The sequence below is a fragment of the Paenibacillus sp. FSL H8-0034 genome (assembly GCF_038000305.1).
Lineage (GTDB): Bacteria > Bacillota > Bacilli > Paenibacillales > NBRC-103111 > Paenibacillus_S.
In genome coordinates this window covers 813,064-833,611 of the sequence record NZ_JBBOBS010000001.1, presented here as the reverse complement: position 1 = coordinate 833,611, position 20,548 = coordinate 813,064, and the positions used below count along the sequence as shown (strand labels likewise).

General features: G+C 48.7%; 15 protein-coding genes, 11 tRNA genes and 1 rRNA gene. 1 reads left to right on the top strand and 26 read right to left on the bottom strand.

Annotated features, from left to right (window positions below; translation table 11 throughout):
• Positions 1–133: 133 nt before the first annotated feature.
• Together NST47_RS03930 and NST47_RS03925 are read right to left on the bottom strand one after the other, a co-directional pair.
• Positions 134–2,356, bottom strand: coding sequence for a helix-turn-helix domain-containing protein (locus tag NST47_RS03930; protein ID WP_341153958.1), 2,223 nt, complete (start codon positions 2,354–2,356; stop codon positions 134–136).
• Between the two features lie 237 nt (positions 2,357–2,593).
• Positions 2,594–5,401 (bottom strand): fibronectin type III domain-containing protein, encoded by a 2,808-nt coding sequence (locus NST47_RS03925; protein ID WP_341159600.1) that lies wholly within the window; start codon positions 5,399–5,401, stop codon positions 2,594–2,596.
• Between NST47_RS03925 and NST47_RS03920 the strand changes: the two genes are divergently transcribed.
• On the top strand, positions 5,292–5,711 hold the full coding sequence (locus tag NST47_RS03920; RefSeq protein ID WP_341159829.1) for a hypothetical protein: 420 nt from the start codon (positions 5,292–5,294) through the stop codon (positions 5,709–5,711). The two genes, NST47_RS03925 and NST47_RS03920, sit on opposite strands and share 110 nt — an antisense overlap.
• A gap of 216 nt (positions 5,712–5,927) precedes the next feature.
• Here the strand turns inward: NST47_RS03920 and NST47_RS03915 are convergent, their stop codons facing one another.
• From NST47_RS03915 to rrf, 24 genes are all read right to left on the bottom strand, one after another.
• A complete protein-coding gene (locus NST47_RS03915; RefSeq protein WP_341153957.1) occupies positions 5,928–6,710 on the bottom strand; it encodes a zinc ribbon domain-containing protein in 783 nt (260 codons plus the stop codon).
• Between the two features lie 209 nt (positions 6,711–6,919).
• The gene (locus NST47_RS03910; protein WP_341153956.1) at positions 6,920–7,318 is read right to left on the bottom strand and encodes a hypothetical protein; all 399 of its coding nucleotides are present in this window, start codon (positions 7,316–7,318) and stop codon (positions 6,920–6,922) included.
• Positions 7,319–7,456: 138 nt separating this feature from the next.
• Positions 7,457–7,960 carry a hypothetical protein gene (locus NST47_RS03905; RefSeq protein WP_341153955.1) on the bottom strand — a complete coding sequence of 168 codons (504 nt, stop codon included), beginning with the start codon at positions 7,958–7,960 and terminating at the stop codon, positions 7,457–7,459.
• Positions 7,961–8,099: 139 nt separating this feature from the next.
• On the bottom strand, positions 8,100–9,929 hold the full coding sequence (gene glmS / locus NST47_RS03900; protein ID WP_341153954.1) for a glutamine--fructose-6-phosphate transaminase (isomerizing): 1,830 nt from the start codon (positions 9,927–9,929) through the stop codon (positions 8,100–8,102).
• 174 nt (positions 9,930–10,103) lie between these two features.
• Positions 10,104–10,298 (bottom strand): hypothetical protein, encoded by a 195-nt coding sequence (locus tag NST47_RS03895; protein WP_341153953.1) that lies wholly within the window; start codon positions 10,296–10,298, stop codon positions 10,104–10,106.
• A gap of 151 nt (positions 10,299–10,449) precedes the next feature.
• Positions 10,450–11,790: a phosphoglucosamine mutase gene (glmM, locus tag NST47_RS03890; RefSeq protein ID WP_341153952.1), complete on the bottom strand. Its 1,341-nt coding sequence runs from the start codon at positions 11,788–11,790 to the stop codon at positions 10,450–10,452.
• Between the two features lie 40 nt (positions 11,791–11,830).
• Positions 11,831–13,063 carry a CdaR family protein gene (locus NST47_RS03885; protein ID WP_341153951.1) on the bottom strand — a complete coding sequence of 411 codons (1,233 nt, stop codon included), beginning with the start codon at positions 13,061–13,063 and terminating at the stop codon, positions 11,831–11,833.
• Between the two features lies 1 nt (position 13,064).
• Entirely contained in the window at positions 13,065–13,871 is an 807-nt protein-coding gene (gene cdaA, locus NST47_RS03880; protein ID WP_076238083.1) for a diadenylate cyclase CdaA, read from the bottom strand.
• A 140-nt stretch (positions 13,872–14,011) separates the two neighbouring features.
• Complete coding sequence (locus tag NST47_RS03875) at positions 14,012–14,623, bottom strand: zf-HC2 domain-containing protein (RefSeq protein ID WP_341153950.1); 612 nt, start codon at positions 14,621–14,623, stop codon at positions 14,012–14,014.
• Between the two features lie 78 nt (positions 14,624–14,701).
• Entirely contained in the window at positions 14,702–15,268 is a 567-nt protein-coding gene (gene sigW / locus NST47_RS03870) for an RNA polymerase sigma factor SigW (RefSeq protein WP_076238085.1), read from the bottom strand.
• 63 nt (positions 15,269–15,331) lie between these two features.
• Complete coding sequence (locus tag NST47_RS03865) at positions 15,332–16,210, bottom strand: DMT family transporter (protein ID WP_341153949.1); 879 nt, start codon at positions 16,208–16,210, stop codon at positions 15,332–15,334.
• Between the two features lie 164 nt (positions 16,211–16,374).
• Complete coding sequence (gene ppc / locus NST47_RS03860) at positions 16,375–19,164, bottom strand: phosphoenolpyruvate carboxylase (protein ID WP_341153948.1); 2,790 nt, start codon at positions 19,162–19,164, stop codon at positions 16,375–16,377.
• A 149-nt stretch (positions 19,165–19,313) separates the two neighbouring features.
• Positions 19,314–19,387, bottom strand: a tRNA-Gly gene (locus NST47_RS03855).
• 32 nt (positions 19,388–19,419) lie between these two features.
• A tRNA-Pro gene (locus tag NST47_RS03850) sits at positions 19,420–19,496 on the bottom strand.
• A 72-nt stretch (positions 19,497–19,568) separates the two neighbouring features.
• Positions 19,569–19,645 (bottom strand) — tRNA-Arg (locus tag NST47_RS03845).
• A gap of 15 nt (positions 19,646–19,660) precedes the next feature.
• Positions 19,661–19,735: transfer RNA gene (locus NST47_RS03840), tRNA-Gly, on the bottom strand.
• Positions 19,736–19,742: 7 nt separating this feature from the next.
• A tRNA-Leu gene (locus NST47_RS03835) sits at positions 19,743–19,822 on the bottom strand.
• Positions 19,823–19,834: 12 nt separating this feature from the next.
• Positions 19,835–19,910 (bottom strand) — tRNA-Lys (locus NST47_RS03830).
• Positions 19,911–19,916: 6 nt separating this feature from the next.
• Positions 19,917–19,991, bottom strand: a tRNA-Gln gene (locus NST47_RS03825).
• Between the two features lie 17 nt (positions 19,992–20,008).
• Positions 20,009–20,084: transfer RNA gene (locus NST47_RS03820), tRNA-Thr, on the bottom strand.
• 92 nt (positions 20,085–20,176) lie between these two features.
• Positions 20,177–20,251 (bottom strand) — tRNA-Glu (locus NST47_RS03815).
• A 6-nt stretch (positions 20,252–20,257) separates the two neighbouring features.
• Positions 20,258–20,333 (bottom strand) — tRNA-Thr (locus NST47_RS03810).
• Between the two features lie 3 nt (positions 20,334–20,336).
• Positions 20,337–20,412: transfer RNA gene (locus tag NST47_RS03805), tRNA-Asn, on the bottom strand.
• A gap of 7 nt (positions 20,413–20,419) precedes the next feature.
• Positions 20,420–20,536, bottom strand: a 5S ribosomal RNA gene (gene rrf / locus NST47_RS03800).
• Between the last annotated feature and the right edge of the window lie 12 nt (positions 20,537–20,548).

The window sequence follows — 20,548 nt, the reverse complement described above, 5'->3', positions numbered from 1 at the left end:
TGTCACGGGGAAAAGAAGCGCGTAAACAGAACGATCCGAAAAATGCAGCACCTTCCGAAACACGGCCGCCAGGCCAAAGCAAATGATGAAAAAAACGCGCTGCATCGGGGATTTCTGTCCCTTCTGCCGCGCGTTACCCATGCATTTTCCGAAATTCCGTCGGCGTCGTTCCGGTTAGTTCCTTAAACACCTTGTAGAACCCGCGTGTGCTGGCATAGCCGGTCTTGGCCGCGATGTCCTCGATTTTGTCGTCGGTTTCGAGCAACAGCCGCTTCGCCCGCTCTACCTTGGTGCGAAGAATATATTCTCCGGCGGTGATGCCCTTTCGCTCGCGGAACAGCTTGTTCAGCGATGGCGGGCTAAGCGACAATTGGGCGGCGATGCGCTCCGCGGTCAGCGTCATGTCCTGCTCGATCCAGGCGGCCGCCTTCTCCATGATCTCCTGGTTGACGCCGGCCCGCTTCCGCTCCACGGAGGCGATCAGCCGCTCGCTTAAGCTTGCTAGCAGCTCCGTCGTCTCGGCGAAGCGGTTAGTCGCTAGCAGCGCCGTCACCTCGTCGCGTAGCCCGCCCTCCTCCTTGTCGAAGCCGTATTCCTCCAACAGAAGAAGGAGGCTGGCGGACAACTGAAGCGTCATAATCTGCGTCTCCGCCACGCTCGCCTGTGCGTCCTTGGCGTCCTCGCGCAGCCGCTCGCATAGCGCCCGCGCACCGTCCACGCGGCTGTGGCGGATATGCTTCACATAATCCGCTTCATAATTGGACCAGACGAACGAGCGGCTCCGCGGCCGCGCCGTCGTCTCCGCAATTTCGCTGTAATGCGTCAACTTCGTAGGATCGAACAGCCGGTTGTAGCTCAGACATTGCAGGCTTTCCTGGTACGAAACGGCGGCGTGCGCCAGCCCTTCGCCCGCGCTGCCTATGCCGATATCTACGGAAAGCCGAATGTACCGCTTCACGTTGTGGCGCACCTCGGCGGCGGCGGCCAGCCAGCGCCCGGCCGTCTCCTGCTGCGCCGTGTTGCAGATGACGACGATCGTATCCGCGTCCCGCGCCAGCGTCTCCGCCACGCCAAGCGGATGCAGCGTCTCCGCGGCTACGTTGCGGATCGCATAATTAGTCAGCTCCATGTCCAGCTCGCTGTAATCCTCGCGTAGCTCGCCCCAATGCACATGCAAGGACAGGACCGTAAATACCGGATGCGGCCATGGCAGCTCCAGCAGCGGAGAGGCGGCGGCAAGCTCCGGAGGCCGCCCTTGCAGCAGGCGCATCAGCAGGTTGTGCCGTATCGTCTCGCGGTGATTCCGCACCGCGTCGCTCAGCCGCTCGCTTTCGTCCGTCAGGCGGCTGAAGGCGCCGACAATGTAGCCGGATTCGTCGAGCAGCGCCGCCTTCGGTTCCGACGCCGCAGGCGCGCGGCTGCCAATGGCACTCATGATGCGCACGATCGGATGGTACAAATACCGCGAGGCAAGGATGACGATCGCGAGGCTCAGCAGCGCCGCTACCAGACCGATGACCGCGAACGCAAGGCTCTGACGCTCAGCCGCCTGCGCGAACGAGGCGTACGGAATGATGAGCGCGTATTCGAATTTGCTTGTGGTCGCCTGCTCGCGCAGCAGCAGATAACGTCTGTTTCCTTCGCGCGGCTCCGTGTTGCCCACTGCCAGTTCGCGCAGCGCGGCAGACGTCTCCTCCTCGCCGCCACCCAGCAGCAGATGCCCCTTCGTGTCGGAGACATAGAAGGAGCCGCCCGTTTCCGCGAGCAGCACCGAGGCCCACTGCCGCATGTCGTCGTCCTTCACATTGATCGCGATCACGCCCGATTGCGGCTCGGACACGCCGACGTACATGTAATAGGTGATGAGCCCGGGACGCGGCAAATACCGGATGCCGGTATAATCGTCCTTGCGCGCGATGCCGCTCAGCAGCTCCTGATCGGCGAACCGGTCGAAGGGCATCAGCCGGTTATCTGTCGTCGAATAGGCGACTCGCCGCTCCAGGTCGAGCAGCTCGATCGAGGCGATATATTTGCTGTGAATCGCGACGCGCTGTTCCATTTCTTTTATAAAGTAAAGCGTTTGCGCATTTGTGTAATAGTCCCCGAGCACGGAAAAATATTTGTCCATGCTACCGAGAATGTCGTACATGACATTCTTCATCTGCTCATGTACGATCGAATGCTCACGCACTGCCTGCTCCAGCAGCTGACGGCTATATTTTTCCGTCTGGTTTTGCGCGGCGCTCAGCGTCATCCGGTAGTTGATGGCGGAGAGCAGGCAGATCGGCAGCAGCACGGCGCAGCATAAGAGCAGAACGATGCGCATTTGCAGCTTTCCAACAACGGGCTTCGGCATAGTTGTCCACCTTTACGGGTAATCGGGATATAGCGCTATTATACCAGAACCGGTCGCGGCGTCTGTAAAAAAACGAGGCAGGGCCGCGCCGACGGTCTCTATCGGTGCGGCCCTGCACGTACAAAAGGGGAAAGTCAGAATGGGCTGTAGGCTCGATTTGCGCCGTAAGACGAATGCGTCCGCATCATCGGATTTGTGGTCGGAACGCAATGCCACGAAGCCAGGGCGAGTTACACGCTACGGCCCCACGGGCGGGTCCAACTCCAGACGGAACGCGGTGGTGTGCGCCGTTTCCGTCACGCCCGCGATATTTGTCGAGCGGTAGCTGAAGCTGTAGTCGCCGTCCAACGCTAGCACGATCGGCCCGCTGTAGGCGGACCACTTGGTGCCACCGTCGAAACTGTAGACGGTGGAAGTCACCGTCGGTCGCTGGCTGCCGGGCGTAAGCTGCAGCGTCACGGGCGACTTGTACGAGCCGCCCGGGCCATCTGGCGCCGCTGGAGAGGCGAGCAGCGTCGTCAGCGGATAGGCGGGCGTCACGGTGTTGCCGAACGCTTCGGCATCGCTCGTCTTGATCACGATGCCGGAGCGAATTTCCTCCCACTGCGTCGCGATCTCATCCGCCGTGCCGCGCACGCCGTACACCTGCTCGGGCAGCAGAGTATGCCGGAGCACCGTATTGCCCGACACTTCGCCGCCATCGGTATTTTCCATGCGAATGCCGGAGCGGCCGGAATCGGTGATCGTATTGCCGCGAATCGCGATATTCTGGTGCGGCATGCCCGGCGACCAGCCGGACGGTGTATAGGAGTTGACGAGCAGCGCAGCGCCCGAATTGACGATTTCCGAGGCGGGTGCGCCCCACAGAAACGCCTGCTCGATCGTATTGTCTTCAATCGTGATGCCGTTGGCCGGCGCGGCCTTGAATGTGGACAACAAATATTCCTGGTTTACGTTGATGCCCGACATGTTCGTTTTCTTGATCGTGTTGCCGCGGATCTCGCCGTTCATAATGCCCGCAAACAGGATGCCGCGCGCCAAATTCGTCTGCTCGATATGGTTGTTCAGCACCCTTGAGCCATAGCCGCGTTCGTTCGGATTCGTCACATACATACCCGAGCCCGCCGAAAGCGTCGGCATGTCGCGGTCGAAGGTGACGGTGACATTTTCGTTCGCAAGAAACGTCTGGCTGCCGTACGGCGGAGACATTTCCGTCACAACGGCCGTTCCTTTAAGTTCGCCGGTCGCTCCGTCCATAAACTCGACCTCGGTGCCGACCGGGAACTTTTCGTTAATAAAGCGCTGCACGGTCAGCGTCCGGGACGCGGTTTGGCCTGTCACCGTCGCAAGCCAGGTCGAGTTGAAGGCGATGCCGTCGTCGCCGGTGCCTTGCACGAAGCTGTTTTGGACGACGTTGTTTTGGCGGACATTGCCAAAATGAATGCCATCCGCGTTCGAGCTCATCAGCCGCCCGCTTCCGGGACGCGGCTTCACCGATACGTGATCGACGGTGGTGTTGAACTGCTTGTGGAACAGGAAGGCGAACACCGGCGAGGCGTACACCTCCGCATAGCTGATGGTGTTGCCCTGTCCGCCATTCATCTTGATCGTATGCCCGCCGCTGCGGTCGGTGTAGACGAGCGTATCGCCCGGCTGGATCGCAGCCAGGTTCGATTCCTGCGTCCACGGCTTGTCGTCGTTGATAATGTTTATCGTGTCGATCGTCGCATTGCGGGACGCCTGCAGCCGGCCAACCTCCTGAACGCGCTCGCCGCCGCGGAATACGAAGACGCGCAGCGCGCCAGGATCGCCATACGGTGTGCTTGACGCATTAAACGCCACAGGCGACTGAAAGCCGCTCATCGTCGTGTACTGGATCGTGCGTGCGGACGCGTTCACGCTGCTCACGACAAGCTGCGTGGACGGAAGCTGAAGGTAATCCACCTTAAGCCGCGTAAGTGTCATCCGTTCGCAGTTCGTCAGTAAAATGGCGATCAAATGCCCGTTCGCGAAATACAGGTTGGAATCGGCAAAATCGATCGTCAAATCCTTCGCGCCGACAATTTCCAAATGACGGTCGGAGGCCACCTGGGACAGAAAATAATAATCTCCCTGGTCAACCGTCAGCTTATGAATCCCAACGCCCTTGGCGTATTGGAGCGCCGCTTCAATGTAGGGCCTCGCGTCTATGGTCGGCTGATTCGGCGTCATATTGGCGCTGTAAATGCCCAACGAAACCAAATCCTGCGACAAATTCACCTCGTCGATCGGCGTATACGGCGGATCGGCGAGCGACGGATCGGAATAAACCTCCAGTTCCGATATGCGCGCACGGTCGTCCGTATTGCCCGGATTAGTAATATAAATTCGGTAAAAGCGATAAGCCGCCGTCGGCGTCACCGTATGATCGGTAACGTTATACGTGTTGCCGGTGACGGTCAGCAAATCGTCCCAAGCCATTGTCGAATTGCTACCCTGAATTTTAAAATCCCTCGTACTGTCCGAGACGGGACCGCCTGTCGCGCCCATGTGCCGTACGACAAACCGCTTCGCGTACCGCGGCTTGCCGATATCGACCTGCAGCCAATGCGCTCCGGTCACATTGGCCGATTGCCACAAATTGCGGACGCCGCTGACGACCGCAGTCGTTCCGTCGACCGCCTTCCACGCCGGACGGTCGAAGTCCTGATAGTCGGCGGTCGCGACGCCGCCGAGCGCGATATTGACGGAGGCGCCGCCGCTCTCCGTCATTACCGTCAGCGCAGCGCTTGGTGCGGAGGCGCTGCCCGCGGCGCTGCGGGCGGCGACGGCGAACGAATACGTCGTCGCCGGTGACAGCCCGGAGAACGCGTACACGGTTGGCAGCGAGCTGGTTGCGCTGAGCCTGTACACCGCAGCAACGACCGTGGTTCCGCTTACAATTTCATACGACATAATGTCGCTGCTCGTCGAAGCTGTCCACGACAAGCTGACGGCCGTATCCGATTTGGCGACTAGCGTCACATTCGTCGGCGCGGCGACGATCGGTGGATCCGCGAACGCCATTACAGGCGGCAGACCCAGTGCGCTAAGACATAACACAAGCAAAAGCAGCATGGTTTGGTGCATTGAGCGGGCAATCGGCTTCACAACAAAAACACTCTCCTTTGGCGACAATCCGGTGGATTGTCTGCATGTTTTTTCGTGTTCATTGTGGCACGAGAAGCCGACTGCGCTAAAGAGAACGATTCAAACGAGGTGGGGAATCTGGAAGGAAAAGGAGGAGAACAGTTCGAAAATAGAGGAACGATACAGAAGGAAGGCGCAAAAGCAAAGCTTCAGCTGGTTTTTTATTACTGTCTGCGCTGGCGGCTAATGGAATCATGTTCTTGTCTTCCTACAATTAATGTAGGATGAATAGAACTGATCTTGAACTTGATAATAAGCTTTACGGACAACCGTTCAACTCTCTTTACTTTTCTTCCAGTATACAACAAATCCAATGCCTCACGGCATTGGATTGTTTTACAGAATCTGTATTCGTTGTTTTGCAGAGCTTTCATTTAGGGTGCTAACTGATAGTAAATGCAATTTATTTCAATGGTAATTTAACTTCAAATTCTTTAACTTTGGTTACAACATTTGACGATAACTCATTTGCTTTCTGATTATAAGTTGTCAGTGAACCGCTAGGAGAAAGAGCAAATGAGATATAATTTTCATATTTACTATATAATTCAAAAGCTATATTATAAGCATCTTTATATTTTTCAGGAGGAGTGTTTAATTTTCTTATAGAATTTGAAATTTCTTCCCTTGATGAACCCAATTCCCCATTTTTCCCTATTTGTTCATAATAGTTATGCATCTTTTTTAATGCAGTATCAAAATGTCCTTGAAAAGCGATATACCCACCATCGTCATTTTTAAAGTATTTACGTACATCACTAATGTTTATACCTAATTCACTTGCCATACGGCTATCATCTAATGTTATTTTTATAGATGCACTCCAAATTTTAGAATATGTGTTAATCATATTTTCTGCTAAAGTCGAAGTATTGAGCATATCCGATACAACTTTCTTTAAATCTTGTTCATATTCTTTTTCACGTTGAATTTTCATTGCTGCTTCCTGTTTTTTGGAATAATCATAGTAGAACCATCCACCAGCAGATAAAGCAATAACCAATATTATACTAATCGATACAATTAATTTTGTTTTAAACTTGGATTTCGAAACTATATGGGGTATGTTTTGTATCTCACTAGCACCTGCTACTTCATCGTTAGACGTTGAATTAACTTTCTCCCCACATTTATTACAAAAAACACTGTCTTCCTGTATTTCATTGTCGCATTTATTACAATTCAAATTATTTCACCATCCGTATATTTTTACATAATTCTACCATCTTCAGATAAGTAGGTCTATAGAATCAGGTGAATTATTAGGATAGTGGTCTAAATGTAAAAGATTGTAACTTCTTAATTTTTTCAGTTTATCTGTAATTGAACATTCTGGAAGCCACTCATTTAAATATAGGTGGCCAAATCATGGACAATCTTTCTTCTTTTTGGGTATCAAAGCTTCTCATTATTTTGCTCAATTTTGATTCGGTTTTGAACGTCTTGAAGATTGGTTTTATATCGTTCAATTGTATCTAATGTTTCCTGCAGCACATGTCGTCTCTTCCAGCAGCCTATGGAGCCTTTCTTAGAGTCCGCATTCTCGCCGACGGTCCAAACTGAACCCAATTGAATCTGTTCTCCCAATATCGAAACGATTCGATATTTTCGTTGAATGGAAACTGGTAATTTCCTTGCAGTTTGAAACGATTCCATAATGATCACATTTCCGATCAATACCGAAACGATATCGTTGTTCTGTTTTTCGTAAGTGACGAAGTCTGTCGCAAAGCCGACAAAGCCCTTGGCTTTTGTTAACCGCTCACGATCAGTACTTGGGATTGAAACAGGCATCAGTTTATCTCGAATGAGGAACAGCGGCTAGTCTAGGACTATATGTTCACGTCTTGGGAGGCCGCTATTGCATTTTATCTTTTCAGTCTAAAACTTATTAGTTAATCTAAGTTTGCCCTGCAACCTAAGCAAATCATTTCAGCTACCTCTAACCGTCAATGCCCCAATGGCCAGTATGAATTCCTTGGTCCAGCGTTTGTGTTCCTGATACGTTTGATGATTCGAGGCATGGTAGGATTCCTGCAAAGAACACATATAGGGAAAAGCAAAAAGCTTGGCGATTTCGTCCAGCTTTTCTTCAGTTATATCCTCGTCTTCCAGCATATCGATCAGCGTTTCCGCGGCGATTCCGTTAAAATGGGAATAGAGGAACCATTCTTCCTCAGGAGCCTCAAGACTGAATCGGACGAATCCCTCGCGTATCCTATCGTAAGCAGTTAAAACGATACCTTTTTCCCAGATCGGTACGATATCCAGGTAAGGAATGGTTTCCCATGAACTAAAAATATAATAAGGATCGCGATAATCAGTTAATAAAGGGTGAACACCTTCTCCTCCTTTATCAAAAATTTGCATGACAGCATCGGGCAGATTCAATTGCTTTAACAACTGTCCGGCGGTCTCCTTGGTGTAACGGTTCATCGTTCAGCAATCGTCCTTTCATTATAATTAACATTAATAGATATCTTATTTGAGCGTCACCACTTGAGTCTAATACTTTATTTATCAGTCTACAACTTTATTTTCACAGAACAAAAAAAGAAGGGGTTTCCCCCCTCCTTTATTCAACCGTAACGCTCTTCGCCAAATTCCTTGGCTTATCGACGTCATTACCACGTGCAAGCGAAGCGTAGTAAGCCAACAACTGCAATGGAATGACAGACAATGCCGGGCTAAGCAGCGGGATCGTCTGCGGGATCTCCAACATTTGATCCACAGCTTTACCAAGCTCTGTCTCACCTGCGGTATGAATACCGAACACATACGCTCCGCGTGCTTTAACTTCCTTGATGTTGCTCACTGTTTTCTCAAATAGATCCGGCTGTGTCGCCAAGGCGATAACAGGAATACCCTCTTCGATCAGAGCCAGTGTACCATGCTTCAATTCACCTGATGGGTAAGCTTCGGAATGAATATATGAAATTTCCTTCAGCTTAAGCGAACCTTCCAAAACAACCGCATAATCGATGCCGCGGCCAATGAAGAACAGGTTATTGTGTGTAGCTATTTGCTCTGCGCATTCCTTGATCACTTCAGCATGCTCCAAAATCTGCTCAACCTTTTCTGGAAGCTGCTTTAGCTCTGCAACAACATCAGCGATATAAGCTTCATCCTGTGTTCCGAGCGTTTGCGCCAGGTACAATCCGAACAAATAAAAAGCGATAAGCTGCGAGGTATATGCTTTTGTAGAGGCTACCGCAATTTCCGGCCCTGCCCACGTTACGATCACATCATCCGCCTCGCGTGCTACGGAGCTGCCCACAACATTCGTAACGGCTACTACACGCGCACCGCAGCGTTTGGCTTCACGTAATGCGGCCAAAGTATCTGCTGTCTCTCCAGACTGGCTGACGACCACTACGAGTGTGTTAGGTGTGATAATCGGCGAGCGGTAACGATATTCCGAGGCTACATCGGTTTCCACTGGAATACGAGCCAGCTTTTCAATAATGCTTTTACCGACCATCCCTGCGTGATACGCCGTACCGCAAGCAACGATATGAACCTGTTGAATGGACTTGATGTACTCGTTAGTCATCTTTAATTCGTTCATGACAACCTTCTTGCCCGTTGGGTCGATTCGGCTGCCCATTGTATCGCGATAAGCCTTCGGCTGCTCATAAATTTCTTTTAGCATAAAATGATCAAATCCGGCTTTTTCAGCTGTAATAATATCCCAATCGACATGAAATAATTCCCGGGAAATAAAATTCCCCTCAAGCGTCATTAATTCGACACCCTCTGAGGTCAAAACTGCCATTTCACCATCGTTCAAAATATATACGTTGCGCGTGTGATCAAGAATTGCCGGAATATCGGATCCAATGAAATTCTCACCTTCACCAACACCAATAATTAAAGGACTGAAGAAACGGACTGCAACCAGCTTCTCAGGCTCATACTCCGTCAACACACCTAATGCAAAAGCACCGGTCATCCGGGTAATCGCCTTTTGCACTGCCTTGACGATATCACCTTCATAAAGACTGGATATAAGATGGGAGATCACTTCCGTGTCAGTCTCAGACACGAACACATGGCCTTGGGCCATTAATTCTTCTTTTAAAGTCATATAATTTTCGATGATCCCATTGTGGACCACAGAAAATTTGCGCGAATTGTCGGTATGCGGATGGGAGTTCACATCGGAAGGTTTACCGTGTGTTGCCCATCGCGTATGACCGATCCCAATTGAACCGGTTAATGGTGCCCCATCAAGCACAGCTTCCAAATTGGCCAATCTGCCCTTGGATTTAGTGATTTGCAATCCATCCTGCGTATATACGGCCACACCTGCGGAATCGTAACCGCGATATTCTAATTTCTTCAAGCCTTCAATCAATATATTTTGAGAATTACGTTTACCAACGTATCCAACAATACCACACATAGGGATAGAACCTCCTGCATATTTAAAAAAACGGATTATTCCGTAGATGTTATGACGTTCATCGGTCATGCTGGAGTCTTGTACACACAGTCACCCATGTGCTTTGCATTCCAACTTAACGGTAGAGCCGCTACCGGAAGGTCCCCGCCGAATATTCCGAACACCTTCACCTCGTCAACTTGCAAGCGGCTGCCTGCGGGACACCATCCATTCCAAGCCCGACATCTGTTCTTTGAACAGACTGTCTCTTAACGCTTGATTTGCCTGGCTATCTTCCCATGACACCCTCACAAGTTCTGGCGCTATTGATACGTAACCCCGATCCTCCTGTTCCTTCCTGAATAAAAAGCTTATTAACATCTTATTCATTTTATGCGTAGAGTGCAACACTATTTTTCTTTTAAATTCCGACAATCTCAGCGACAAAAGCCCTCTAATGGCAAGCATTAGAGGGCTTTCGACCCCATTCTCCATAAGTATTTATCCACAAGCCTATAAACCTTGTGGGATCAAGTAAACTTTAGGAAAGCTCTTTTTCAATAATCGCTGCCAAATCGTCTACATAAGCCTCAACCTGAATCTTATCCGGTCCTTCAGCCATTACACGAATCAGCGATTCCGTTCCCGAAGGTCTCACCAGTACACGACCATTATCGCCAAGCTCTTGCTCGACTTTCAGGATCGCCTGCTCAATAACGGGGTTCCCCTGCCACTTACTCTTATCCTTTACTCTGACATTAACGAGCTTTTGGGGATATTTACGCATAATTTGCTTCATTTCCGTTAGCTTTTTGCCGGACAACACCAAAGTATCCATCAACTGCAATGCGGTCAAAATACCATCGCCGGTGGTGTTATAGTCAAGGAAAATCACATGCCCAGATTGTTCGCCACCCAGGTTATAGCCATTCTTACGCATTTCCTCCATCACATAACGGTCACCTACCGCCGTTTTGGCAGCCTTCATACCTACCGCTTCAATGCCTTTAAAAAATCCGATATTGCTCATCACCGTCGTCACAATCGTACTTTGCTGTAATTGCCCGGATTGATTCAAGGCATGCCCGCAAATGCTGAGAATATAATCCCCATCCACTTCCTCACCGGTTTCATCAATCGCGATTAAGCGGTCTGCATCCCCGTCAAAAGCAAAGCCAATGAATGCGCCATGCTCCAGCACTGCTTTTTGCAAGGCTTCTGGATGGGTAGACCCACAATGATCATTTATATTGCATCCGTTCGGCTCAGCGCCTACAGTAATGACCTCAGCGCCCAAAGCCTCGAATACTTTGGGTGCAAGCTCATAGGCAGCTCCATGCGCACAATCCAGCACGATTTTATAGCCTTGAAAAGAGGACTTAACACTCGCCTGCACATAATCCAGATACGCATATTTAGCCTGTTCGTCGTCCACAGCCGTGCCGAGATTAGCACCCGTTGGCCGCGGCAATTCATCTTGTTCCGCATCCATTAACCGTTCGATTTCAAGCTCGGTTTCATCGGACAGCTTAAAGCCATCCCCACCAAAAAACTTGATGCCATTATCCTCAACCGGATTGTGTGATGCCGAAATCATCACACCTGCATCCGCTTTTAGCTTACGTGTCAAATAGGCAATTCCCGGTGTCGATACAATGCCAATACGTATGACATTAGCGCCGATCGATAATAGTCCCGCTACCAACGCAGCCTCCAGCATCGAGCCGGATATACGTGTATCACGCCCGATAATAACTGTGGGCTTGTCAACCTGCCCTGCCAGCACATAACCCCCGCAGCGGCCTATTTTATAGGCTAGTTCAGCCGTTAATTCCTGATTTGCAATCCCCCGTACACCATCGGTTCCGAAATATTTCCCCATTTATTTGCTGTCTCCTTCAATTATCGTTTCGTAACATTCGTTATTTTTTGGCACTGATCTCGACTGTAGCTTTAAAATCCTGCGGCGTACTCTTTTTAATAAACGTAGGCAGATTCCAGCTTACAGGGATTTCATAGCGGCCAGGTGGCATATTGCTCACATCCAGAATGGCCTGAACATCCTGCACCTTCACCTTATCCAGTATCGCCGGTGCGCCTTCAGCAATAAAATTAATTTTCCCCGTTTCGGGAAGCATGACCTTCGTATCGAACCCATCATTTTGACCGACGATGGACAGAGGTACCTGCTCAAGGTTTTTTGTAGCGGAGGCTACGATATTGATTTTCACCTCTACCTTGGCAGGGTCCAGCTGAGTCGCCTTATTCCGCAGCGGAATATCCAGATTCAACGTGTATTCCTTTTCTTCCTTTAAGTCAGCGAGATTAATATTAGGACCCTCATAAAACTCCAAGCGGTTCAATACATCCTGTGTCCCGAATACCGTTACTTTATCTACGTTTTGCACCAGAGAAGCAACACTGAATCCCTTGGGAGGTTCACCCGACAGCTTCAGCTGTAAGGGCACCGTCGTAAATGGACTTGTAATCGGAACCTCCACTTCGACAACAGCCGGATTGATGGTAGCTAACTCCATTGTTTTGCCTGTCTTGTCGTAAGCGACCAACTTGGCTTTATTCGACACAGCCGATTGTGCTTTCTCCACATTCACCTCGGCTCTGACCGATTCTACAGCATCTATGCTTCCACTGGGGAGCGTTACCGTCACTTTATTCGGTTTAACAATAGGCTGCCCCGCCTTTAAGCCCACAGCAGGCATACCTGTTACATTAATCGTTACTGGCATCTGCTTATTCGACTTCTCATCGATGACGACTTTCGCGTTAGGAGGGCTGACTCTCACCGTAACACCGCTTGGAAAACCAACGGGGGTCAAAGGAACAATCCGCTCACCCTTACCCAAATTCGTCAAATCGACCTCTACCGAATATTTGCTGAGCATTGCCTTTTTTAAAGCCGCTTCCTTGCCGCTTAATGTCACAATAACTTCGGCAGGGTCCATCGTTTGCACATAAAATTGATTACTATCGTATTTAGGCGTTACCGTTACATTGGAAATTTGTTCTTCCCTTACCCCATTATTACTCGTTCCTGGCAAGGTGTTATCTTCCATATGTACCACAGCCCATAATAAAATGCCGATAACAAGCGCCAAAATTTTAACTACATTTGTATTACGCAGCCACCGATCCATATTACCATAACCTCCATTTCCAAATGGAGTTTTTTTCCTTGGTCTTGTTCTTGTTTTTCAGCTCTTCAAAAAGCTTGGAAAGCAAGGCTTCTTCCTTAATATCACGAATAATATGACCATTAAGCGCCAACGAAATTTGACCGGTTTCCTCCGATACAATCACACATACAGCGTCCGATACCTCACTCATCCCAATCGCCGCCCGATGTCGGGTACCGAGCTCTTTGCTTATAAACGGATTCTCCGACAGCGGCAGGTAACATCCCGCAGCCATCAAACGATTATTGCGCACGAGCACCGCCCCATCATGCAAAGGAGTATTCGGTATGAAAATATTAATTAGCAGCTCCGAGCTGATATGTGACTCTATAGCAATTCCAGACTCAATATAGTCATTCAAACCGGTTTCCCGTTCAAACACGATAATAGCCCCGATTTTACGGCGAGCCAAATAATCTACAGCCTTGATGACCTCACCGACCCGCTTATTCAGCTCGTTGTCTGTCTCTGTAGGTGTCCGACTGAACAGCGCACCCCGACCCAACTGCTCCAATGCACGACGCAGCTCCGGCTGAAATATGATAATGACCGCCAGTACCCCGAAGGTAAACATCTGATTCATCATCCATTGAAGCGTGCTCAGCTTGAACCAGGTACTTAGTGCCCAAGTCACAACAACGACGAAGATCCCTTTTAATAGTTGAATCGCCCTTGTTCCACGTACAAGTAAAATCAGCTTATATATGACGTAGCTTACAATGAGTATATCTATAATATCTTTTATGTTGATGGCTGTTATATAGTCCATCGTATCTGCCCCCAAACGACACGCGGCTTGATTGTTTCTTGAATGTTTTTTGATGATCCTTAAATCATACCATAATATGAGGAAAAATCCTCCCTTTCAAGATATCTTTAAGGAAGGATTTTTGAAATGATCCATATGTCCTATTTGACCTGTGATATCTTGGATGCCAAACCGTTCATTTTAAACCATAACCAGCCAAAAGCTTCATCTATTTGTGTAATTTGACCCGATATATGAGCCGTTGAAGCGAGAATGACTGATCCTTGAACAACAACAATATCCCCTTCAATATCTCCATCTACCTGCAGCTTGCCGTTTTCGACCATAATATTGCCTGCAACCTTTTTCCCGACAGGTACATATACGGTGTTGCCCTGGATGACGACGGATTGAAGATCCGTACCTTTTACGATAAGCTCCGAGTTCTCATTCCACATGGACATGAAGCTGCCCGTCATCACAAGTACGAATACAGCAGCCACAGAGATACCTGGATGATTCCGTATCCACTGCCTCCAGACGCTTCTTTGCTTCATCGGAGGTAAAGCCGCCATGATCCTTTCCGTTAGTCCGGCAGAGGCCTCTACGCGGGGCCAAGACTGAATAAGAGCCTCGACTCGCTCCAACTGCTGGAGCCGCATCTTACAGGTTGGACAGGTCAGCAGGTGCTCCTTAAGCTGTAAAGCTTCCGAACCCTTAAGACTGCCGTCCATATATTCATGTATCAAAGGGAGGGCTTCCTTGCAATCCATAGCGAGCCACTCCTTTCCGTTTACATAGTTACTGTGTAATACATACGTAAATGCGCGCAAGATGTTTCAAAAATAAGTTTACAAAACCCGCTCCAACTTTTTCCTCAAAAATTCCCGCCCCCGGTGTAGACGTGTTTTGATTGTAGTCACTGGCATGGACAATACATCACTGATCTCCTGAAGAGACAAATCCTGCAAATACCGCAAAATCACAACCGATTTGTATTTCTCCGGCAAAGAATCTATTGATTTACGAATTTCCGTTTGCGTTTCGGATAAGACAACCTGCTCATCAGGTGTATCCTCAAGACTGGGCAGCGTTGAATACCAATCGGTACCTTCACCATCCTTCATTTCCGCATCCAGGGAGTAAGTGGCTTTACGTTTGCGGAGACGATCGATACAAAGATTCGTTCCGATCCTATAAATCCATGTCGAAAACTTCTGAAACTCATCATACCTGTCGAGGTTGGTAAACACCCTAAGGAATGTTTCCTGCACAATTTCCTCTGCCTCATGTCTGCTATGCAGCATTCTGTAGGCAAGATGGAAAATTTTATCCTTATATAGCTCCACCAGCTCGGCAAAAGCAGCTCTGTCTCCCTTACGAGCTAATTTGGCGAGCCTCACATCCATCTGCTCCAACCGACATTCCTCCAAACTTCCGATCCACAACCTACATCGTTCATGCGCTTGATTCCGGAATCTTCAGGACACTTTGCGTTTCTCGGCTACTACAATTCCTGTCAATATTAAGAGCATACCAAACCATTGTACACCATGTACAGCTTCATTCAAAAAGAACAATGAAGCCACAATACCGACAGGTAATTCCATAGCTCCAAGCATCGCTGCCAAGGTACTACCGATCCGTGGTATTCCTACCATAAATGCGATCGTAGGCAGCGCTTGACCCAATCCGCCGAGTCCTACTCCCCATAATAGCAGTGCCCCTCCTCCAGCTTGAAAAAAAACTACCGGCGGATAAATCAGATACAATAAAGGTAGTGAACCGGTAATCATAACAGCCGATTTCATAAAAGGGTGCAGATGTGTCTCCATCCTGCCAGCCATGAATAGAAAGAAGCCGTAAGTCATTGCGGCCCCAATCCCGCAAATAATGCCCAAATAAGTGAATCGGCTCCAATCTGCCTCGAAAGCCTCCACAGCACATAACGTCCCTAACATAATCATAATTACGGCTAACCACTGATTACGTTCCGGCCATTTGCGATTGGCTATCGAATCCATCACGATCGTTATCCAGGTAAACTGAAACAATAGGACGATGGCAACCGTCGCATCCATTTCCGACAGAGCTGTGTTATAGAGAAGTGTTGAAGCGGTTAAACCAAACATACCGACTAACGACAGCTTGATCCATGGACCCTTGAATGGATTTCCCCATGCTTGTCGCTGAAGCAGCACGAGCAGCCATAATAAAGCCGCACCTGCCGTCATTTGACTCGCTGTAATCTGAAACTCGTTCCAACCGTCTTGGTATGCCATTTTAATTAGCGGAGACAAAAGTCCGTAGCTTGAAGCTCCTACGATGACCAGCACAATCGCAAACCATCTTGAATTCAAGCCTCAATCCTCCTTACGTTTACCTGAAAAGCATCCAACACGACTTAAAAAAAAGCCAGGCAGCTCAATCTCAGGCTACCTGACTCTACAATGAGCAGACGATAAATGATGTTTGTTATGTCTTGCCTGCTGCTTATCCTATCGTTATCCCGACTAAACGTTGATCAGCCAGTATTCCTTAGTCCTGCAGCGATACCATTAATCGTTAACAATACTTCGCGTATGAGCAGCGTATCATCCTCATCACGTTCTCTTTCCGCCCTTAGCTCTGTTACGAGCTGAACCTGTAAATAGCTTAACGGATCTACGTAAGGGTTACGAAGTCGGATTGATTCTTGAATGACCGGCACATTATCCAAAATTTCTTGCTGGCCGCTAATCTTCAAAATCAAATCAGACGTCTTTTCGTATTCTTCCTTGATTTCATTAAAAATACGCTCTGCGATAGCAGCATCCTTGATCATACTGCCGTACTCCTTCGCGATCAACAAATCTGCTTTGGCCATTGCCATTTGCAGATTATCAATCAAGGAACGGAAGAACGACCAATTTTCGTACATATCTTTCATAATCGTCAGGTTTTCTTCTTTACCTTGGTAGAAGCTGTAGAGACCCGTACCGGCTGCATACCAAGCTGGAAGCAGGTAACGGCTTTGTGTCCAGGCAAATACCCAAGGAATGGCGCGAAGATCTTCGAATCGATCACTATTTTTACGCTTCGATGGACGAGAGCCAATATTAAGCTCTCCAAGCTCCGGAAGTGGTGTAGACTCTTTAAAGAAGGTCAGGAAATCCGGGTCACGGAAAATCAAGTCCTGATACTTCGTTTGCGCCTTTTCCGAAATATCGCGCATAATCGTTTCCCACTGCTCCTCAGACTCTTCAATCTGTGGATTCCGAGCATTCAGCGCCGCTATGAGCAATGCTGAGGTTGCTTGCTCCAAGCTGCGATAAGCTATGCCCTTCATCGAATAACGGGAGGATAATACCTCTCCTTGCTCCGTTATCTTAATGCCTCCACCAATCGTATCGGCTGGTTGTGCCAAAATGCTGCGGTTCAATGGCATTCCTCCACGTCCGAGCGCTCCGCCGCGGCCATGGAAAAACTTCAGCTTCACGCCATTTTCAGACGCGGCCTCTGTAATCGAGCGCAGTGCCACTCTCAGCTCCCAGTTTGCTGTAATCACACCGCCGTCTTTATTGCTGTCGGAATAGCCCAGCATGATTTCCTGCAAGTGATTCGTGCTAACCAAGCTGTTCCGATATGCCGGGATTTGGTACAACGTCCTCATAATATCAGGCGCAGCATGCAAATCATCAATCGTTTCAAACAGGGGTACGGACTGCAGCGTGCATGTCACAGAACCATCGGCTTCCTGACGGTATAAGCCAGCTTCTTTACCGAACACAAGTACCTCCAGCAAATCACTGGCAGCCTCTGCCATACTGATCAAATAGCTGGACACACAGTTCAAACCAAACTCCTGCTGTGCTTGCTTCACAACGCGGTATACATTCAAACATTCCTGAGTTGATTCTGAATAGTCCATGTATGGTGTAGTAATCGGTCTTGGTTCCGTTAATAAACCACTCAGCAGCTTGATCTTATCTTCCTCAGCGAGTGCCGAATAATCCGGACAAATGCTCATTTTTGCTAAGATTTCTGTCATAGCTGCTTCGTGCTCTTTACTGTGCTGCCTAATATCCAATGAAGCCAAGTGGAAGCCAAACAATTCAACCTGACGAATCAATTTAACGACATAATCATCGGCAATGAAATCGGCAAAATGATTACGCAAGCTGCGATCAATAATTTTTAAATCCGCAAGAAATTCAACAGGTGAATTGTATTTTTGCAAACTATTAATGGATGAATCGGCAGCATTACGGATTTTTTGGAGCATGTAGACAATTTTGATGCGATAAGGTTCTTTTTCATTGCGCCATACTTCATGATTGCGCAGATCCAGATGCTCACGATCCACCTGAATCGAATCGAGCAATTCCTGAGTAACCTCTACAATATTTTTGCTAAAGCTTAAATGCGTGGTGAATTCATTCAACAGCTCATCGTATTTTTGAAGGGCCAGCTTGCGGTGAAGCGTAAGTGTTTCCCATGTAACTTTGGAAGTTACCGACGGATTGCCATCACGATCTCCACCAATCCATGAACCGAATTTCATATAGATAGGCGCATGCCAGGATTGTTCAGGGTAATAAATTTGCAGACAACGTTCCAGCTCCTGATACACCTCTGGAAGCACGTCAAACAACGTTTCATCGAAGTAGTACAATCCATTGTGCACCTCATCGATAACCGTTGGCTTACGATCTCTCAGCTCGTCCGTCTGCCATAGAGTAATAACCTCACCCATGAGCTTATCACGAAGCTGCTCCCGTTCCCGGAAGGTCAAATTAGGGTTGTCCAATTCCATCACTTGATTGGCGATGCGTTGATGAATATCCAATACGGCACGTCGTGTTGCTTCTGTAGGATGTGCCGTCATAACCAGTTCCAACGAAATACCTTGCAGCATTTCCTGTACTTCGACTGCGTTAATCTGTTGGTTTTTGAGATCGCGTACTACATCTTCAATAGAACCAGGCTGTACATTTTCGCCAGCCGAACGTTCATAGTCACGTTTTCTGCGAATACGGTGATTCTGCTCAGCAATATTAATCAGTTGAAAATAAATCGCAAAAGCCCGGATCACCTGATGTCTCTTTTCCGGTGCCAGTGACGTGATCGTTTCTTTAAATTCGTCATACATCTCCGTGGAGTATTGAGCACGCAGATTTTTACTCATTTCTCTAATATTCTCTACAATGACCAGTAACTCATTGCCGCCTTGATGAACCAGCACTTCACCTAAAATATGTCCGAGAAATCGAACATCTCTACGCAGTAGGTTATTCGCAGTATTTTTGTTGATCGAACTGTTTGAATCCGACATGGTTCCCCTCCTGAGGCTTGCTTCACATAGCAATTTTCTTTGTAATGTCTTAGACCATAATGAGTATTTTAACACAACAGTACGCTGATATATAGTTTATTTATAGAGAAAATAAAAAAAGACCCGTTGGGTCTTGTTGTGATTGAATATGGAGCGGGTAAGGGGAATCGAACCCCTGCTATCAGCTTGGAAGGCTGAAGTTCTACCATTGAACTACACCCGCTTACGTAAATCTCAAAAGCATTTAAAAAATAATGGTCGGGACGACACGATTTGAACATGCGACCCCCTGGTCCCAAACCAGGTGCTCTACCAAGCTGAGCTACGTCCCGATGGTATATGAGGCTGCTTAACTCAGCTAACTTCATAAGCTTGAATATCAAATTGTGAGCTAATAAACTAAATGGCGCGCCCTGAGAGATTCGAACTCCCGGCCTTTTGATTCGTAGTCAAACGCTCTATCCAGCTGAGCTAAGGGCGCCTATCAAGTTATTAATGGAGCGGAAGACGGGAATCGAACCCGCGACCCTCGCCTTGGCAAGGCGATGCTCTACCGCTGAGCCACTTCCGCAAAATACTGCGCGTAGAGGGACTTGAACCCCCACGGTCGCCCGCTAGATCCTAAGTCTAGTGCGTCTGCCAATTCCGCCATACGCGCGCATTGTGTTAATGGTGAGACATGTAGGATTCGAACCTACGACACCCTGATTAAAAGTCAGGTGCTCTACCAACTGAGCTAATGTCTCATACTATGGCTGGGGATCTAGGATTCGAACCTAGGGATGACGGAGTCAAAGTCCGTTGCCTTACCGCTTGGCTAATCCCCAATAATCGAAGTTAAAACTGGTGCCGCCGAGAGGACTTGAACCCCCAACCTACTGATTACAAGTCAGTTGCTCTACCAGTTGAGCTACAGCGGCTTAGTGAACCGTGTGATTGAACCAATGGGCTCTCTGATAGAATACCGAACCTCAAGGCTGAATTACGCGTCCAATATTATGAAATTAAAATATGGTGACCCGTAGGGGACTCGAACCCCTGTTACCTCCGTGAAAGGGAGGTGTCTTAACCACTTGACCAACGGGCCTTACACTGGAGCTTCCAACCGGAATCGAACCGGTGACCTCATCCTTACCATGGATGCACTCTACCGACTGAGCTATGGAAGCAAGTGGCTCCCCGAACAGGACTCGAACCTGTGACAACTCGATTAACAGTCGAGTGCTCTACCAACTGAGCTATCAGGGAATATTAAGCTTGGCGACGTCCTACTCTCCCAGAACCCTGCGGTTCAAGTACCATTGGCGCTGGAGGGCTTAACGGTCGTGTTCGAGATGGGAACGCGTGGTTCCCCTCCGCCATCATCACCAAACTATTCAAGGTT

Excerpts from the sequence above, each read along its gene's own strand:
- NST47_RS03930 (WP_341153958.1), bottom strand. The coding sequence starts at position 2,356 with ATGCCGAAGCCCGTTGTTGGAAAGCTGCAAATGCGCATCGTTCTGCTC.
- NST47_RS03920 (WP_341159829.1), top strand. The coding sequence starts at position 5,292 with ATGTCGCTGCTCGTCGAAGCTGTCCACGACAAGCTGACGGCCGTATCC.
- NST47_RS03925 (WP_341159600.1), bottom strand. The coding sequence starts at position 5,401 with ATGGCGTTCGCGGATCCACCGATCGTCGCCGCGCCGACGAATGTGACG.
- NST47_RS03910 (WP_341153956.1), bottom strand. The coding sequence starts at position 7,318 with ATGCCTGTTTCAATCCCAAGTACTGATCGTGAGCGGTTAACAAAAGCC.
- NST47_RS03905 (WP_341153955.1), bottom strand. The coding sequence starts at position 7,960 with ATGAACCGTTACACCAAGGAGACCGCCGGACAGTTGTTAAAGCAATTG.
- glmS (WP_341153954.1), bottom strand. The coding sequence starts at position 9,929 with ATGTGTGGTATTGTTGGATACGTTGGTAAACGTAATTCTCAAAATATA.
- NST47_RS03895 (WP_341153953.1), bottom strand. The coding sequence starts at position 10,298 with ATGAATAAGATGTTAATAAGCTTTTTATTCAGGAAGGAACAGGAGGAT.
- glmM (WP_341153952.1), bottom strand. The coding sequence starts at position 11,790 with ATGGGGAAATATTTCGGAACCGATGGTGTACGGGGGATTGCAAATCAG.
- NST47_RS03885 (WP_341153951.1), bottom strand. The coding sequence starts at position 13,063 with ATGGATCGGTGGCTGCGTAATACAAATGTAGTTAAAATTTTGGCGCTT.
- cdaA (WP_076238083.1), bottom strand. The coding sequence starts at position 13,871 with ATGGACTATATAACAGCCATCAACATAAAAGATATTATAGATATACTC.
- NST47_RS03875 (WP_341153950.1), bottom strand. The coding sequence starts at position 14,623 with ATGGATTGCAAGGAAGCCCTCCCTTTGATACATGAATATATGGACGGC.
- ppc (WP_341153948.1), bottom strand. The coding sequence starts at position 19,164 with ATGTCGGATTCAAACAGTTCGATCAACAAAAATACTGCGAATAACCTA.